13 protein-coding genes are annotated in these 18,729 nt (G+C 31.4%); 10 read left to right on the forward strand and 3 right to left on the reverse strand.

The window, feature by feature from the left end; translation table 11 throughout:
• Positions 1–8: 8 nt before the first annotated feature.
• Positions 9–3,209 carry a SusC/RagA family TonB-linked outer membrane protein gene (locus tag EG339_RS15865; RefSeq protein WP_123870936.1) on the reverse strand — a complete coding sequence of 1,067 codons (3,201 nt, stop codon included), beginning with the start codon at positions 3,207–3,209 and terminating at the stop codon, positions 9–11.
• A gap of 20 nt (positions 3,210–3,229) precedes the next feature.
• The gene (locus EG339_RS15870; RefSeq protein WP_123870937.1) at positions 3,230–4,516 is read right to left on the reverse strand and encodes a TlpA family protein disulfide reductase; all 1,287 of its coding nucleotides are present in this window, start codon (positions 4,514–4,516) and stop codon (positions 3,230–3,232) included.
• A gap of 623 nt (positions 4,517–5,139) precedes the next feature.
• Between EG339_RS15870 and EG339_RS15875 the strand changes: the two genes are divergently transcribed.
• The 6 genes from EG339_RS15875 to EG339_RS15900 all read left to right on the forward strand — a co-directional run bounded on the left by EG339_RS15875 (position 5,140) and on the right by EG339_RS15900 (position 12,992).
• Positions 5,140–5,361, forward strand: a complete 222-nt coding sequence (locus EG339_RS15875) for a helix-turn-helix domain-containing protein (protein WP_123870938.1) — start codon at positions 5,140–5,142, stop codon at positions 5,359–5,361.
• 1,399 nt (positions 5,362–6,760) lie between these two features.
• The gene (locus EG339_RS15880; RefSeq protein WP_123870939.1) at positions 6,761–7,822 is read left to right on the forward strand and encodes a HEPN domain-containing protein; all 1,062 of its coding nucleotides are present in this window, start codon (positions 6,761–6,763) and stop codon (positions 7,820–7,822) included.
• Between the two features lie 74 nt (positions 7,823–7,896).
• Positions 7,897–9,609, forward strand: coding sequence for a hypothetical protein (locus EG339_RS15885; RefSeq protein ID WP_123870940.1), 1,713 nt, complete (start codon positions 7,897–7,899; stop codon positions 9,607–9,609).
• 41 nt (positions 9,610–9,650) lie between these two features.
• The gene (locus tag EG339_RS15890) at positions 9,651–11,387 is read left to right on the forward strand and encodes a hypothetical protein (RefSeq protein WP_123870941.1); all 1,737 of its coding nucleotides are present in this window, start codon (positions 9,651–9,653) and stop codon (positions 11,385–11,387) included.
• A gap of 52 nt (positions 11,388–11,439) precedes the next feature.
• Positions 11,440–12,084: an EndoU domain-containing protein gene (locus tag EG339_RS15895; protein WP_123870942.1), complete on the forward strand. Its 645-nt coding sequence runs from the start codon at positions 11,440–11,442 to the stop codon at positions 12,082–12,084.
• Positions 12,085–12,197: 113 nt separating this feature from the next.
• Entirely contained in the window at positions 12,198–12,992 is a 795-nt protein-coding gene (locus EG339_RS15900; RefSeq protein WP_123870943.1) for a hypothetical protein, read from the forward strand.
• A gap of 81 nt (positions 12,993–13,073) precedes the next feature.
• On the opposite strand, the gene EG339_RS24790 is transcribed toward EG339_RS15900, so the two are convergent.
• A complete protein-coding gene (locus EG339_RS24790; RefSeq protein WP_378114635.1) occupies positions 13,074–13,202 on the reverse strand; it encodes a hypothetical protein in 129 nt (42 codons plus the stop codon).
• A 647-nt stretch (positions 13,203–13,849) separates the two neighbouring features.
• Between EG339_RS24790 and EG339_RS15910 the strand changes: the two genes are divergently transcribed.
• The 4 genes from EG339_RS15910 to qatD are packed head-to-tail and all read left to right on the forward strand — an operon-like array spanning position 13,850 to position 18,660.
• Complete coding sequence (locus EG339_RS15910) at positions 13,850–15,706, forward strand: KAP family P-loop NTPase fold protein (RefSeq protein ID WP_123870944.1); 1,857 nt, start codon at positions 13,850–13,852, stop codon at positions 15,704–15,706.
• Between the two features lie 3 nt (positions 15,707–15,709).
• Positions 15,710–16,600, forward strand: a complete 891-nt coding sequence (gene qatB / locus EG339_RS15915) for a Qat anti-phage system associated protein QatB (RefSeq protein WP_123870945.1) — start codon at positions 15,710–15,712, stop codon at positions 16,598–16,600.
• Positions 16,597–17,928, forward strand: a complete 1,332-nt coding sequence (qatC, locus tag EG339_RS15920) for a Qat anti-phage system QueC-like protein QatC (RefSeq protein ID WP_123870946.1) — start codon at positions 16,597–16,599, stop codon at positions 17,926–17,928. Before qatB ends, qatC begins: the two co-directional genes overlap by 4 nt.
• A 6-nt stretch (positions 17,929–17,934) precedes the next feature.
• Complete coding sequence (qatD, locus tag EG339_RS15925; protein WP_123870947.1) at positions 17,935–18,660, forward strand: Qat anti-phage system TatD family nuclease QatD; 726 nt, start codon at positions 17,935–17,937, stop codon at positions 18,658–18,660.
• Positions 18,661–18,729 lie beyond the last annotated feature (69 nt).

Here is an 18,729-nt window from a genome sequence, read left to right on the forward strand (position 1 = left end):
AAATTGATTTAAAATTGTGTTCTAAGACCAATAGAATAAGTCGTTACAGGCTTTAAAGAGTAAGTTCCCCAATTATAATCAGGATCTATACCTGCCTTGTTGGCTTTCCAAAGTATTCCCAGATTATTTGCTGATGCAAAGAGTTGTAAATTTTGAATAGGTAGATTCGCTAAATTTTCTTTCCTGAAACTGTAGTTGAGGGTAAGATATTGCAAACGAATATGGTCACCTCTTTCTACTAAAACACTCGAACCATTGTAAAAAGCATCTCTTGCAGAGTTGGTTGTGTATGGATTGGAAGGAACATTTGTCCATAGTTCATCAGCCGGATTCTGCCATCTTTTGGAATAATCACTATGCCCGTCACGACTTACAATAAGGTCGGTATAGTTGATTGAACTTCTTCTGAACCAATACCCGAACTTATAAGTAATCCCAATATCCAAAGAAAACTGTTGGTAGGCAATCGTGTTGATGAATGACCCATATTTTGTAGGAATCGCTGATCCAAAGTATTCTAAGTCTTCAATACCTCGAGCAGAATTCAATATTTTAGTGTAATCCTTGGTAACCTCTCCATCCAAATATCCTTGAGGATCTCCGGTCTGTGGATCGAGACCTGCCCATTTGTATGCAAATACGCCATACACGGGAAGTCCGACAATACCGCTTATCGGAGCGATGGAACCTGAATTGACAACAAAGCTGTTGGCAAAGGTGGTTGGTAAATAATAGTTGGTGACTTTGTCGTTGTAGATACTGAAGTTTATGATGCTGTTCCATTTTACAGTCTTGTCAATATTTTTCGTTTTCAGCTCGATATCCATACCACGTCCTTTCATTCCTGCAACATTCCATAGCATACTTTTAACCCCTGTAGTATAATCCAATGGTGCTGTACCAAATAGATTGCTTCCTTCTTTCGTAAAATATTCAATCGAACCCGTAATGAGATTGTTTTTTAACCCAAAATCCAATCCTATATTCATCATTTTGATTGTTTCCCAACGCAGGTCAGGATTATAAAATTTATCTATTCTGGCTGTATTGCCTCCTGTGTAGACTGAAAGATCAGTATCAAATAAGATTGTAGTCACAGCAACCATTGAAGGGTCAATATTTCCGTTAAAACCGTAAGAGCCTCGTAAATTCAGGTAAGGAAGGAAACTGAAATTGTAAAAGGCTTCATTCGAAATATTCCAAGATAAGCCTGCAGACCAGAAGGGATTCCATTGTTGATTAGTTTTTAATCCAAATAGATTACTTGCATCTTGCCTTACGCTTCCAGATAATGTATAGCGTTTATCATAGGTGTATGCAGCATTGGCATACAGGGAAACGAAACGGATATTGGTTTCTCTAAGCGATGTTCCTCTTTCGATAAAATCTAAACTTCCCGTTACAAAATTTGGGTGTTGATTTGTATAATCAATACTTGCATTAGATAAAGTATTTGTATTGTAACCGTAATACCTGTTGTTATCATATTGGGTAATGGTTTCTCTGATTTCTCCTCCTGCAATAGCATTAATACTATGCTTTCCAAAATTTCTATTATAATTCAATTGTCCTCTCAGATTATTGACCATAGTTTCAGAAAGTCCTTTATCAAAAATTCCACCTTTGGGAACAATGAAACTGATACTACCATCTGTATTCTTTTTTGCAAAATTATTCACATAGTTTCTTGCGTAATAACTCTGTTCATCATAAAGCGTGCTGCTTTCCCCGTTGTTGTGCTGATATTGGTACTTGATATCGAGATCCAGACCTTTTACGATCTTGTAATTCAAACCTGCGTTAAGGATAAATTCGTTTGTTTTATTTTGAACGATATTATGCATCCAATCAGTCAATGGATAATAATTCCAATCCAAAAGTCCAGTTCCTTGCAGACTGTTTTTATAATCCTGATCCAGCATATAGTTCATTACTAATGGATTGCCGGCATCATCGGCAAACTGCTTATAGGGAACTTTCCAATTGTTGCGCATCGTTATACTATTGTATGCACTTCTGCCACTTTTTGTTGTGGTATTGGTGTAGTACATTCCGGTGGTTACAGTCAACTTTTCAGTTGGCTTCCATATATTTTGGAAACGTGCATTCAATCGTTGGTATTCTTCACTTAAATTCCCTGTATTATCGTCATATCCTATAAATGATGTCCAAGACAATTTTGGTGTGCTTCCAAAAATATTAAGCGCATATTGCCTGTTTTCCATAGGTTGATACATATACCTTTTGTATTGATCTCTAACATCGATGTTGTTTAGTCTGTTGATTTCATTCATTGCATCATTATGAGAAAGAAGCCCTTGTTTTTCTTTATTTAAGATGCTCACCACTGGTGTTAAAGTTGGATGACTGGCAGAATTGATATCAGTATCATAATATCCTTGATTGAAAAGCTTCATTTCTACATCAATAAAATCACTGCTGGAAATTTGCCTGCTGTAGCTAAGGTCTGGTTTTGTACTTAGTGTCGTATTAGCTGTAAACTCTACAGATGTTGCCTGATTCGTTTTAGCAGCTTTGGTCGTAATCACAATAACACCATTTGCAGCTCTCGCTCCCCAAATGCTGGATGCTGCTGCGTCCTTCAGGATGGTAACAGTTTCAATGATATTGGGATTAATATTACTGATACTTCCTTCATATGGAAAATTATCTACAACAATCAGTGGGTTTTTAGGCCCCTGCATCGTACTTAAACCTCTTATCATCAGCTGACCATCTTCGGTCAGCCCTTTGCTGACGGTTAAACCATTGGCTATCGCAGGAAGTCTGTCCATTATATTGGTGGTGACCTGTTGTTGCAATAATTTATTATCCACTGATGAAAAAGATCCCGTAGACCTTTCTTTAGGAATTTTTTGATAGCCTGTTGATATAGAAACTTCTGCTATCACTGTAACCTTGGGCGATAAAGATATTTTTAGCTCTTTTTGTAATGGTAATTGAATATCTAATGACTGGCTTTCGTAACCTGCCTTGCTGATAATCAAGGTCAGTTGAGATTCAGGAGATGTAAATTTGAATATCCCGTTTTTGTCAGTATTAGTAATTGCATTGATGTTTTGGATGACCACAGCAACCCCAGACAAAGGTTTTCCAGTAGTACTTTCTGTTATTTTTCCGGTGACCGTCTGCTGTGCAACAATAAATGTACTGCAAAAAATAACAGGTAATAGTATATAGTTTTTCATAATGATTTTAATGATTAATATTATTTGTCCTTAACAACTAGTATTGGTAGTTCCTTCTCGACTTCAATAAGCTCAAGGTTATATGCAGAAAGTTCTTTTTGAATGCTTTTCAGATCTTGAAAACTTGAGAATTTCAGATCAACTTTTCCTTGATAGCCTGTTTCATCAATTACAGGTAATGTTGTAATGTCATTGGTCGCTTCTAAGGCAGATAGTAGATAATCAAGAGTGACATTTTTGAGCATATAAGGAGATTTCAATACATTTCCAATAGATTCACCACCTTTCGATTCCATCTTATCAATACCTGAAGTCCTTCTCAGAACTAGGCATTTAACAGTCTTCTTTTCGATGCTGGCAACGTAATTGGAATTTTCATTGACGTACCTCAGCATTCTGGGGTATAGATTCTTTGCTTCTTCTTTTGTAACAATGTATTCGATGCTGTACAGCTTGTCAAAATTCCCACCGGTTGTAGTATTGAAATCAATAGCTTCGGGATTTTTTGTAAGATTTATCAGGCGCTTATCCGAAAATTTATCTCCGAACTCACGAAATAATTCATACGAAATACCTCTGTAAATATTCATTAAAGAAAAGTTGGTAAACTGTCTTCCGTAAACGATTTCTCCATCTCTGTGAAACCCTGAACCAAATGGAATCGCCCGGATTCTTCCTTTAGCAAAAAGATTATAGCTTACAATACTGCTCAGTTTTTCCAATTCAAAATTCTCAGAGAGCATCAGCGGACGTTTTCTATCTATCTGAATTACCGTCTGCAAAGAAGATGTTTCATTTTTCAATACCTCCGTAATGGTTTGTTCATTAACCTGTCCGCCATCGGTGGTATTGATTATCTTTCCGTCTTTTATCCAGACAATAAAAGGGACTGCTGTGTGAGGAAACATCTGGGTGAGTATTTTGTCATCCACTACTGATACAACATCTTTGTAACGTTGTCCATTGTTCGAGGCAAAGAATTTTTCTATTGTTGCTCGATTTTGGTTGGTAACTGCTATTATATTAATCTTATCACTGAATTTCTTTTTAAGTTCTTCCATTTCTGGAAATTTTTTCAGACAGGCACTGCACCAAGTTGCCCAAAAATCTAGGAGAATTAGTTTATTTTTATCTACGTTAAAGTTGATGGTTTTTTGTGGGTGGTTAACTGCCTGTAGAGGTTTTGTCCAGAAGCTTTCGGGAACAGTTTCTCCGACTTTAATAGACTTGTTCTGGGCAAAGGAGTTTTCAACTGTCGCAAGAGTAAATGCAAGAGACAAGATTCCCCTGCAAAAGATATTTTTCATACTTTTGAATAGGTTTTTAATGATAATTAATAACTACTTATGCTCTTTCCGTTCTGTCACCAAACTTTTGCGGAAAGGGCTTTTTTTTAATGATTAGTGTAAATTACTTGTGTCTTAAAATAGATTTTTAATTGTTGTTTGAAATGATATGCTTGAGAGGAGATTTCCTAGTAGGGGGAGAATCTCCTGCCCAAACAATCATAAAAAATTAATATGAATGAAAATTATGTCCCAAGAAAGCTGTATAGCCGCAATGAGTTGTACACCTCATTGTATCGTGTCTTATGATACTGTATTTTGAAAGCGGCTTAGATTGTAGAAATAGCGGACAGCATTGGAAATAAAACGGCGTGGAACTCTACATTATCTGCTTTTGAGGCACTGGTATACCGAGAGACAGACAAGAGAGCCCACGCCTAGGTCGTGAGCTTAAAACTTATCCTCTTGTCTCAATTAAAAATTACCAGTTTTCAAAAGCAAGATTCTAAGCAATAGCTTCTATTATTTTGTTGAAGTATCGCAAAGTTACATTTCTGTAACTTGTTTTACAAATATAGCAAAAATATTGGCAATTCGGATTTAAGTCCGAATTATTTAATAAAATATCACTTTTATTTGTTTACATGAAAATTGCAAATAGAAAGATTGTTGAATTTATAAGGGATAAATGGGTTATTCCTTTGAACAATAATAGTCAATTTGCAACCGAAAACAATATTGATGAGAAGACAGTAAGAAGAATTAGAGAAGATGAAACTTACCAAGTTAGTTTAATTACAATAATGAGAATATGTGAGGCTAAAAATATTAAATTATCCAAATTCTTTGAAATGATTGGACTATAAAAAGAAAAAATAATTAAAATCCTAGCGAGAGTTGGGATTTTTCGTAAACATACCGACAGAATTATTTGTTGAGATTTGAGAGACAGTTGTAATTTTATGCCCGTGATAGGTGGACAATTCATTAATAATTGAAGAAAAAGAATATAATAGAGTAATATTTTTTACAAATGTCAATAAATTATAGGGAAAATGACCTCTTTAGAATAATTTCTTTTAATGTAAATATACATAATTGAAATGTTTCTCATTTAATTTAAGTTTCATGGTTATTAGTTTTAGTCCCGATTTATTTGAGGATTATTTTTAGAAATTATCTAAAAATAATATTAAATAAGTATATGAAGAAATAATTCTGGCTAATCTGCATCATAAAGTCTTTTTGTAGAATTGTAACAATTACAACGCTGTTGCTTTCAAAATCTCAAAATTCCGCTATAAAAATGACATATTCTAATGAGTGTTAAACTATATATAATTGTAGAAAAGAATCAATAAATTCTTCTTCAGATATATAAATATTTTATTCTTTAATGCCTTCGACATTCTGACTATGCACAAACTAATATTAACATATTAGAATTTTGTATATTTAGAGAAACTATTAGATATTCCATGATTATTTCAATTCAACTTTTAAAAAAGAGAATCAATGAACTAACCTTTGAAGAAATGGCTTTCGTTCATCTTTCGACGAACAATTCTCTAATATTTGTTAAAGATTATCAACTCCGCTCCACATTGTCATTCATATATCAAAATATTTGTCATGCTTTGGTAAACGAAACAATTAAACAACTGATGCCTTATCTGTCATTATGCGCTGTTTTAGATCAATTGGGTATTTGCTATGATAGAAAAGACAAAATTAAGCCTCGATATTCTAACGGTATCAAAAGGGTTTTAGTAAATTTTTCAGAACTCGCAGAAGATGATTAATTAATGTTCTTTATGCATTAAGAAATGGACTCTTACATAATTTAAGTTTAACATCTTTCGACAAATACAAAAATAAATGTTACAAATTCCGGTACAACAGTGAAATCTAAGATATATGTCAAGATGCTGAAGTTGAATGGAATGGTAATTAAGTAATATTAGACACTGACCCCAGAGAAATATACAACTCACATAAATGTCGAGAAATTACAAGCATTAGTGTTTGGAAGTATTGATAAAGCAAATGATCTTAATCAAAATTCTTTACTGGAATTAAAACTTGAAGGAGGTCTTCGTCAACTTTACTTTGATTACGTTCGTGCTGTTCGAATTGAATTATAATAAATATTGTAATGTATTTATTTCATCAAATTTTCTCTAATTAAAAAGTAATAAATACCCATCATATTTATTGTAATTAATGACTAAAAACAAAGTAATATTAACACAAAACATTGTATAAATGAAATATTATAAATCAGTGATTTTCACTAAAACAAAACTTGAAGGCTTTTTTAGATATACAGATGAATTTCAGATTTATCCTTTACGGCATGATGCTCTCGAAAATGTGAAAAGATATAAACATTATCCTGTCATTATAGAATTTAAGATTGAAGAAAAAGAATGGGTGACACCAAAAAGTGACTTCTCCTTTGCTGGAGATTTATATAATAAAGATGCACATGAGCTTTTAGCGACTGCAATGACAAAATTAGACAGAATTATTAATTTGATAAATTTATTTAGCACAAACTTATTTTTTAGATATGAAGATACTGACGGATTTTGGACTATTCCAGCTACTTCAGAAAAATCAGAAGAACAAATAAGATCAATAGAACATTCTGATTTTTTATATAAATTATTTTTTATCAAAGATTTCACCTATCAGTGCTTAATTGATGGTTTGACAGAAAACATTGAAAGTAATTTTAATCAAATAGAGTATGTTGATCACAATATTTACTATTCTCAGGATCCAAACTATGATTACAACACTTTAACACCTATAAAATTTCCAAATTTTATATTCTATGGACTAAACGGATATTTCGCATTATCCGAAATCGAAAAAAAAGTTATTGATACTACTATTAAGTTTGCTAGTATCTGTATGAAAAATTTGGAACGAGAAACAACTATTGGGATTTTATCAGCATTCACCTCAATTGAGAGCTTGATGAATCATTATTATAAAGATTTTAAGCCCGAAAATTGTAAGGAATGCGGACAATCCAGATATTCTATATCTCGAAGGTATACAGAGTTTTTGCTGAATTTTGTTGGCGAAAGTGACGAGTTAAAAAAAGAGTATAAAAGACTTTATTCATTTAGATCCAAAATTGTGCATACCGGATTCAGTTTCATTACAGAAAATTTATGGCATGAACTCGATGAAGAACAAAGTGATGAAGAAGTAATAAAAAAATTGCAAATAATGATGATCAATAAAAAACTAATTATTAATTATCTAGCTCTTACAGTATTAGGAAAGAGAGATAAACACTATGTTCAAGAGTAGAATTTATAGTCATCACTAGTAATTAGGAAAAAAAGTTATAAAATTTCGTATAAGTTTAATCAAAAAAAAACAAAATGGCAGATCTTGATACAAGGATGAATTTTAAAACAATTATTGATTATAAAGAAATTTATGGGGAATCAAAAGATATTTTATTTGCTGAAAGTTTAATTAAAGGAATACCATCAGTAACTCTGTTAAAATATATCTCTGGATTCAATATCAAGTTATATCTGAGTGATACAGGAACTGAATCACACCTTATTCAGCTTCAATTACTGAACAAGGTGCTTATCAAAGCTGGTAAACCAACATTAGAAAAATTTGATGAAGTAATAAAAAAACACATTGATAGACAAGAGTGGCCAATTGTTTTATGGCGTTATTCAAACCTCCTCTTTTATGAATTAATATTTAAAAATTATAATACACTTCCTGATAAAGATTTCAGTAAAGAGCAGGCTAAAGATTTTTTGGACGCATATTTAATATTAAATAGTGTAACAAGCAATAGATTTAATATTACATCTGACGAAATTCAAGATGCTGTTTCGAAAGAAGAGATCGAAAGTATTTTTCTTCCACATTTTATATATCAAAAAGACTATGCATCAACAACTGAGTTTTCAAATCAAATTACAAGATGTTTCAAATTGTTTGAATTCTTGGAAAATTCAGAAAAATTTAAAGATTTTACTAAAGAATATTATAAATATCTCCATATAAAGGACAGTAAAGATCTCATTTATAATCTGCTGACAATATTTGGACAAGTTGGAATTAATAGTCCAATTGCAATGCGAAAACAAATCATACCATTAAGTAATTTGATACCTTCATTAGCTGTAGATTACATTCAAGGTTTAACAATTAACGACACAATTTCAGCATATAAAACTGACAATAGCTTTAGAACTTTACGAAATAAAATGCTATATGAATATAAAAATTATACATATTTATTACTTGATATTAATTTTCTAATCGATCAATTATATAAGGCACAGATTTTTTCTTTTAAATCTTTTATAGAAAAGAATGGTTATAAAGGCAACTTTTTATCAGTAAAAGGCAAAGAATTTATGGAAGATATATACTTCCGGCTGATAATGGAGAAATGCTTTCCTAATTACATTCGTAAGTCAGGAAATGATGCAAAAAAAAATGACGGCAATGAGCTTTGCGACTTCTACTTAAGAAAAGGAAACGAAATTATTTTAATTGAATTTAAAGACATACTTTTAAATGGTGACCTAAAAGAAAAATCAGATAAAGACGCCCTTTACTCAGCGCTTGACAGAAAGTTTTTTGAAAATCAAAACAATGATCCTAAAGGTATTAAGCAGCTATACAATGCTATAAAATATATTGAGAAAAACACAGTAAATTTTGATTATTTATTTGAAAATGGTAAACCAAATATTTATCCCATTGTAGTTTACACTGATTCATCATTTGGGTATGAGGGTATAAATAAAATACTAAAGCAAAAATTGAATCAATTAATGAGTTCTGAAAGTTTTGAAAAAATAATTGTGAAAGAAGTTACTTTCATCAATCTTAGTTACTTTGAACTACATGAGGATCTTTTAAAACAAGGCATTATAGACCTTCAAGACTATGTAGAAGAATATCATAAGCATACAAAAAACGAAAAATATAGTACAACTCCATTTGAGGTGTTCAGCAGATTCTATTTCAGACAAGTCAAAGAACAGGTATCGGGCAACACCTCGTTTATGCTAGAAATATTAAAGCAAATTTTTCCATCAGAGATAAACAATTAGCAAATTTTAAGTGTATTAACATTATATAACTAAATTCATTTATGTTCGGACATCTGATTAAATATTCTGAAGCTTACTTAGATAAATTACCTGAAAATCTGCTAGATCTGATAAAGGGCATTCCTAAGGTGGAATTAATAGCTACAATTGTCGCAATCAATTCAAAAATCAATCCGGTCACCAGTTCTTATATTGATGACTCAAGAAAAACGCAGATAGAATGTATCAGGATACTATTTTTAGATACTAAAAATCATCTAACAAATTCAAACTGTTTATTTTTCATTGAAAACTATCTTCGTACTCCAAAAAATAATATATTATTTTCAAGGGTTACCTGTTTATATGCCCTGCAAGAAATTTTATCAATTGATGATTTCGTCCTATCTGCACCAGAATATACAATAGAAAATCGCGAGTATATTTTTAAATTTCTATTAGCTGTCAACGAGAGGATTTTGTTATTTGATAAAGAATATCTTTCCGCAGGCTATGAGGAGCTCGGAGATAGATTTTATGAATATTTTATGTTCAAAGAATTACCTCATAATCAATATTATCATAGTCTTAATTCAATCAATTTTTCACATAAATCGTATTCATTTTTAAAAACATTAGAAAATGACGAAGATTTTGGTTATCACTTTAAAAAGTATTTAACCAAAACATTTCATGTTTCTTCATTATTGGATTTCTTCAAATTTATAATGTATACATATTTCAAAAGTTTTGATGAAAAACTACAATTGAATTACATTAATATTATGAAAACTGAAGTGTCAACTGTTAAGATTCTTGATGCCTTTAGCAAAGTAAATGATTTTGAAAAGCCAGATATAAATGATCTTAAAATTTTTGAATTTTTAAGTATTAAAAAAAGTCCTTTATTTAAAGGTATTGATGAAATCCACAAAGACTTGATTACATATTTGATTTTAGATAACAAAATATTCTTAGAAAAAACTTATTCGCTATTCATTAATGATTTTTGGTTTGATTATTTAAAACCTAATCAAATTTGCAACAGAACAGACTGGGGAAACTTTGTTGGTAATAATTTCTTTGAACCATTTATCGAAGAAATTTTTAAAGAAGCATTTAAAAATAATAAAAAAATTGTATTCAAGTGTACTGATGAATTAAAATTAAAGATCGACGGGAGAACAGAAGTTGAGTATGCGGATTATTACATAAGGCAAAACAACAAAATCATTCTCGCGGAGGCTAAAAGTAATTATCTACCGGTAATTAATGGTTACAAAACTGTGAAGACGAAAGATGATTTTGACAAAATAGATTTTGATAAATTTTATAAAGATTATGGTTTAACACAGTTAGCTAAAAAAACAATTAAATATTTTCATCAGTATAAATTTTTTTTAAATGACAACTCTTTTGATTTTTATAAAAAAGTAGAACTTTTTCCAACTTTGATTGTAAATGATGTCATATTTAGTTCTGGATCTGCTTCAATGGCATTCAAGAAAAAATTTGAAAAGATGTTAGAAGATGAGAAAATTGAGATGGATAATGACGTTCAAAAAATCAATCCTTTAACGATTATTAATGTATCTGATTTGCAAAATATTCAAAATTCACTAAAATGTAAGAAACAAAACATTTTTAATATTTTTAGACATTATCATTCAATCTCGAGTCTAGAGGCTATTGCAAGAACCGGTAATACAAGCTTGGGTCTATTAACTGTAGAACATTCCATAAATAAGTTAATTAAAGATAATTTAGTTGCAAATAAAAAATTAGATTGGTTAAAATAACTGTTTTGATAGTAAAATTTAGTATACCTATTATAAAATTAAATAATAAACGATGCCATATTATATTCACAAATATCTACCTTCTGAAAATCAAGATATGATTCATGGTGAGAGAATTGTGGAAACTCAATCTCAACTACCATTAGAGAGTACAGAATTTGAAGGTCCATTTAAAACTCTTAAGGAAATAAGATCTAACTCGAATATCTATCAAAATTTACTTAAGAATAATCCAAAAAGAGCTCAAAAAATGTTCGAAGAAAAATTCATTGTGAAAGCAGAGAACATTATTATTTTTCCTGATTTAAAAGATAATATTTTTATGAATTTCATCTATAAAATAATGCAACACTCTTCAAATGGAAAATTTACATCAAACAATGTTTCTGGTATTCATTTACTATCTGACAGAGTAAGAATTATAGAGGTTATTGCAGAAAATAAAACATTAGGAATTAAGAAATGTATTATCGAAGCTTTTAATGAGAGAACAGAAAAATGGATAAAAAAATCTGAACCGTCAAGTTTTTTTCCAGAAAACTGGAGCTTACAAAAGCTTATTAATGAATGTTTTATTGCATTTACAAACAAAATTCAAATAGATCAACATACATTTCGAGGAAAAACAAGTGATAATATTGAAATTGAGTTTATAATAAAAAATTCCGAGTTGAAAACCTTATATCCAATAGTATAAAAATCACTGTAATTCAGCTATAATCCAACATACTAAATTTAAAAAGAATCAAAATTTTTGACGACTATAAGTTTTTACAATTGCTTAATTTAGCCATCAAATTATAAATAACTATGAAGGAAAAAAATATAATAAAAGAAATCATCGAAACAGGATCAGAAATATCTGGAGGAGTTGGAGGCGCAATTATTGGAGGTCTAATTGCTGGACCCGGTGGTGTAGTAATTGGTGGCGCAAGTGGTCCAATATTTACAAAGCTTTTCAAAGTAATTGGGAATGAATTAAAAAGCAGATTTCTTGGATCTAGAGAAGTCACTAGAGTTGGTGCAGCCTACACTTATGCTATTAATAGAATCAAAGAAAATGAAAACAAAGGACTTATTTTAAGAAATGATAATTTTTTTGGTAGTGAGATAAATAATCGACCTGCGTCTGAAGAAGTTTTGGAAGGTATTTTAATTTCCTCTCAAACTGAAGCTGAAGAACTGAAAATAAAATTTTTAGGAAATCTTTATGCAAATATTTGCTTCAGGTCAGATATTAGTAAGGCGCATGCTAATCAATTAATTAAAACTGCTAACAATTTATCTTTTCAACAATTCTGTATTTTGCAACTTTTTAATGAAAAGTGGACAAAAACTATACAGTTTTCAGATCCACAAATTAGTAGATTTGAAAAATGGGAAATCAGTGCAATTGATATCATCTCTGAAACAAGAGATTTACAACAAAAAGGGCTTATTAGTATACCTGCGACACGAGACGGTGGTGATAATTCAGCCCCAATAAGTTTAATAAATATTTCTATAACTAAAATTGGACGATTGTTTTGCGAAATGCTTTCGTTAGAAGAAATTGACTCTGACAGTCTAAATAAAATGAATGACCTTACATCAATAAGAGATTAATGTTAAAAAAAATAAATGTATAGCATTATAACATATATTAATGAGCTTGTGATAAAAAAAGAACTAATTAATCCTTCAATATTATTTTACTAATCGAAATGTCAAATTAATACGTTCTTTCATTAATAATGTATACTTTGCAATTCGATGTTCCCAATTTTCCTGTAGATCATCCTTCATGATAATTAGTGAACCATTCGGAAATGGCATATGGTATTGCCTTTGATGATGGTCTTTATTTCTGAACTTAAAGTTTCTGGTTTAGCTTGTGCTTATATAGTTGCAATAACAGATCTTTTCCATACTTACTTTCCTTATCTCTGTGCTAAACTGGCTACCGAATGATTGTTGTTGCGGTAAAGATTCAACAAAACACCGCTAATTGATAGTCAAATTCTTTTTCAATTCTTCCTTTCAAGTTTGAAAATTACGCGGACATGAATTAGTAACTGATACATTCCCATCTAAATCATAAATTATAAGAATTGCTTTCACTATATCAGAAGTGCTCCGAGAAGGGGATAAATAGAATTGAGTTGACGAAAATTAGTTTTTTTTACAAAATGATAAAAGACTTTTAAAATACTTTTAGCACTTCTCTTATCAAATTATTACTACAAATAGAAAATACGTATTTATACCTAATATTTATTACATTAATTAGTGGAATTTTACAGAATAGCAATTTTTATACAAAATATGTACATTTACGGTTTTCCATAAATGATGGGCGATAATAATTACTAAGTTTGTCCGGTTAGCAATTTGTCAAATATCTGATTAAAATTTATTTGAACTTAATTACTTCCGGACTAAATATGAGTATTAAACTCTGAATATGAATAAAAATTTATTTTATGTGGAACGATAATGAATCCCTTTCTGATTATATAGACTACAGTCATTTATTAAAAGCTGTTACCACAATTATTGATACTGACAACCTATTACCATGTAGTATTGGTATTTATGGAGATTGGGGAGGTGGAAAATCCAGTTTAATGAGAATGGTTGAACAGAAATACGAGGAAGACTCTGATATCTTAGTTATTAAATTCAATGGTTGGCTTTTTGAAGGCTATGAGGATGCAAAATCGGTTCTCATGGGTAGAATCGTAGACGAAATAATTTCACAGCGTAAGTTCTCTGAAAAAGCCATAAAATACGCAGCGAAATTATTAAAACGTGTTGACTGGATTAAAGTAGCCGGATCGTCTTTAAAATATGGAATGAGTTTTTTAACCTTGGGACCAGTTGGAATAGCAGCAATGTCTTTAGCTGATACAATGTCAAAAATGAAAGATATTGATTATGAAAATTATATAAAGGAAAAGCAGGAAAAGGGTTCAGATGATTCAGATGATACATTAAGAAGTAATATTCAAGAGTTTCATAAGAATTTTGAAGCTTTAATTGAAGAAACGAAAATAAAGAAGATCGTTGTTTTTATTGATGATTTAGACCGTTGTTCTCCAGACACAATAATCGGAACACTTGAAGCCATAAAGCTTTTCCTGTTTACAAAGAAAACGGCATTTGTGATCGGTGCAGATGAGCGATTGATAAAATACGCTGTTAAAAGAAGGTTTCCAGAAGTACCAGGAGAAAATCTTGAAGTTGGACGAGATTACTTGGAAAAACTGATTCAATATCCTATTCGTATTCCTCCTTTGAACAAAATAGAATTAACCACTTATGTGAATCTATTGTTCTCTCAATTGTATTCAACCAATACTGAAGAATTTGAAAAAATCCGCGATAAGGTTATGCAAGCCAAAATTACTAAAGGATTTGATTTCACTTTGGATCAAAGTAATATCTCAGATTTCTTTCAACCTGGCAACACAGATTTCGACGATGCTATAGCCATGTGTTCTCAAATAATTCCAGTTCTGAATACAGGATTAAACGGTAATCCGAGACAAGCTAAAAGATTTCTAAATACAATGCTTATTAGAATCAGTATGGCATCAGCAAAAGGCATAACCCTGAAAAGAAGAATGTTGGCGAAGTTAATGTTGCTCGAATATTTTAAACCTGAAACGTTTACTAATTTTCATGATATTCAAGCTGGAAATAATGGTGAGATTACATTAATTGAAAAACTGGAAAACATTGGATCAGCTCCCACGGCGGATGGTAATGAAGACGCTGAGGGGGAAACAAATGACCTAACTCCTGAAGAAAAAATATTATTGGAAGACAACTGGATAACCGAATGGATTCAAAGTGAGCCTAAACTAGCCAAAGAGAATTTACAGGCATATTTCTATTTCTCCAGAGATAAATTGACGATATCTGCAGTTAACATTCAACGAATGACTCCCAAAGCACAAGACGTTATTCAGAAATTGTTAAGCGAATCCGAAGCTGTTCAAAAAATTGCCATAAATAGTCTCTCTTCACTTTCTTCAAGTGAAGCAGCGTCAATTTTCGAAGCTTTAACACAAAAAGTAAGACAAGAGGAAAATTTGTCTAATAGCAAAGCTTTTAAAGCATTATTTGAATTATCTAGGGAAAAAACCGAATTAAAATCGCAGGTAGTTACATTCCTGAGTAAATACCCGGATCATAAGCTACCATTGGTTGCAGTTACTCTCACTGAAGGTCTTTTGAAAGATTCAAATCAGGAATCGCTAAGTCAATTATTTACTTCCTGGAGTAAATCATCCAACACAAGATTGGCAAATCTTGTAAAGAATAAAACTAAATAAACTATGGGAACATCAGCATCTAACGGAGGTCCAAAAGGATCACCACCACTATTACCCGATTGGTATAATCCATCACCACCTGATGGGGAAAATCAAGACGTACCCCAGGATGGAAACAATGATTCAGACGGTGAAAATGACTCTACCAATGAAAATGATTCCTCAAATAATGATTCACAGGATCAGAACAATTCTGATAACCAAAATCCAACAAATCAATCAACTGATTGGGGTAAATCAAAAGGTGCATTAACCAGAATCGCAAAATCAACTTCAGGTTCCAGCATACAGAAAGCAGGACGAAAATACGTGAGCGGTTTAGGAGGAAAAAGAGGTGCAACAAGGGCGGCAGCACAAGGTAGAATTACAGGAGGAAAATATGCGAGTTTCTTGGGCGCTATTGCTTCTGGGGGAATAAATAATGCACTTCGAAATCTTGGTTTAGATAATCTTGTAGGTAGGTCATCAGAAGAGATTTGTCTTGCAATTGCTGATGCAATTGCTCCAACAGGAAGTACCAATGATGAAGCAATTGCGCGTGATGCTTTGATTTCCACCTTAGATTCTTTGTACAATAAGCTTCAAGAAAATGGTAATGATTTCTCAAATGTAGATAGCCTTAGCTTGGATCAAATCAAAGAAACACTTATTGAATATGTAAGTAATTATGTTTTCAATAAGTGGATGTATGAACTGGGTAGTGCCATAGAAAAAGGAAGTGTTACAGAAACAGATGCTATCAATCTAGAAAGAGAGGTTAAAGACTTGATTTATGCTGAGACATTTGAGCATTATCGGGACATTCCTGTCGAGACATTCAACATTAGTGATCAGTCAAATAATGCAATGATTGAAGAAATTTTTCAAACCGCTTATTCAACACTTGAATCATGAAAACAAAAAATATTATAGTAAAGCTTAAGAGTTCTGATACGACTCAATTTGTCAATCCTGGGGGAGAAAACAATTTAATGATCCAACTTGATCAGACTGATCTCAACAAAATGGTTAAGGCGAATTTGATGAGAGATTTAGAAAAATTCAACTTGGTTCCAAACAATACCATTTATGATTTGGTACATTTTGCTTTAGGAATTTACACAATAGATCAAGTTGTATCAAGGCAATTAAATGGTTTTCAAGGTTGGTCAAGACATTTAGTAGTCGACTTTCCTGTTCACGATCCGCAACTTTGGAATAATGTGAGTGATGATTTTGCAACTTATTTGAGTTTTCTAAGCGGTGACAAATGGGAATTTGTATTTAGACAAAACCACGAAACAAGAGACTTTGAATTGCCTGAAGATAGAAACCCTGCTAATTTTACTAAAGTTTCTTTATTTTCTGGTGGGTTAGATTCATTCATCGGTGCAATTGATTTGTTATCTAATCACGAAAAACCATTTTTTGTAAGTCATTATAAAACCTCGGAAAAAAAAGTTCAAGACGATTTAATAAATGCTTTAAAAGATGAATTTGGAGAAAATAGTTACGCTTCTCAAAAATTTCGAGTTCAACCGAACCAGAAAAACGGATTAGCAGAAAAAGAAAATTCTTCTCGAGCCAGATCTTTTTTATTTATTACTTTGGGTATTGCAACAGCAAATTGCTTGGACGATAATATCGAATTAATTCTTCCCGAAAATGGCTTGATTTCGTTGAATATTCCTTTAACAAAATCGCGGCTAAGTAGTCATAGTACTAGAACTACACATCCATATTTTGTTGATGGATTGAATAAAACATTTGAAAAATTAAGGATTCGGAATACTATCGTAAATCCCTATAGATTTAAAACTAAAGGTCAAATGATTATTGAATGTGAAGATAGAGAATTCTTGAATCAGTATATTTCGGAAACAATTTCTTGTTCACATCCTGAAAATAGTAGATTTCAAGGCAACAGACCTGGTTTAAATTGCGGTTACTGTGTTCCTTGTATTATAAGACAGTCAGCTGAAAATGCAAGTGGAAATATTTCTACAGAATATGCTATTGATATTAAACACGCGCCACCACTTCAGAACATAAAAAAAGGGGCAGACTATAGAGCTTTTAAAATGGGATTACAAAAGTTAAGTGCTATTAATAGTAGACATTCATTAACTTTGCAAATTATTAGGTCAGGACCTATCCCGTACGAGAATTCTGAAGAACTGGAAGAATACGTTTCAGTTTACAAAAGAGGCATGGACGAAGTAAGTCTGTTTTTAACTAGTTGATATTTAATGTTTTTCGATACACATTTACACTTAGATTTATTTGCAGAGCCAAAAGAAATTATAAAGGCTATTGACAGCCAAAAATACTATTCGATAGCAGTAACGAATCTTCCACAGGTTTTTATGAAAACGAAAGAGCTTTGTCAAGGTTCAAAATACATACGTCCAGCATTGGGATATCATCCTGAATTGGTATATAAGTTCAACAATCAATTTGAATTGTTTAAAGAATTACTTAATGAAACAAGATATGTAGGTGAGATCGGAATTGACAACCTAAGAAAAACAGCAGAAGATTTTAATAGTCAGAAATTGATTTTTGAGAAGATAGTTGGGGCTTGTGCAGAGAAAAAGAACAAGATATTGACAATTCATTCAAGACGTGCGGAGAAAGAAGTAATTTCAATCATAGGAAATCGTTTTCCAGGTAAGACGATATTACATTGGTATTCAGGATCAATCAGTGATTTAGAAAAAGCGGTATCGTTTGGTTTTTATTTTTCAATTAATTATGCAATGACTCAATCAAAAAATGGTATTAATATTATTAAAAACATTCCTCCTGATAGACTATTACTAGAGTCGGACAGTCCTTTTATAGGAGTTGATAAAAACAGTGTAATACCCTTAAATATGCAGCCAACAATATCTGAGATTTCTACTATTAAAAAAATATCAATTTTGGAATTGAATAAAATCTTAAATCAAAATTTTAAAACTCTACTATCATAGTTTTTGCTTGTAATTAACATCATATAATATTTATAAAACCAATGCATTCGCTTTGAAACTACACGATAA

This window comes from Chryseobacterium bernardetii (assembly GCF_003815975.1).
Classification (GTDB): Bacteria; Bacteroidota; Bacteroidia; order Flavobacteriales; family Weeksellaceae; genus Chryseobacterium; species Chryseobacterium bernardetii.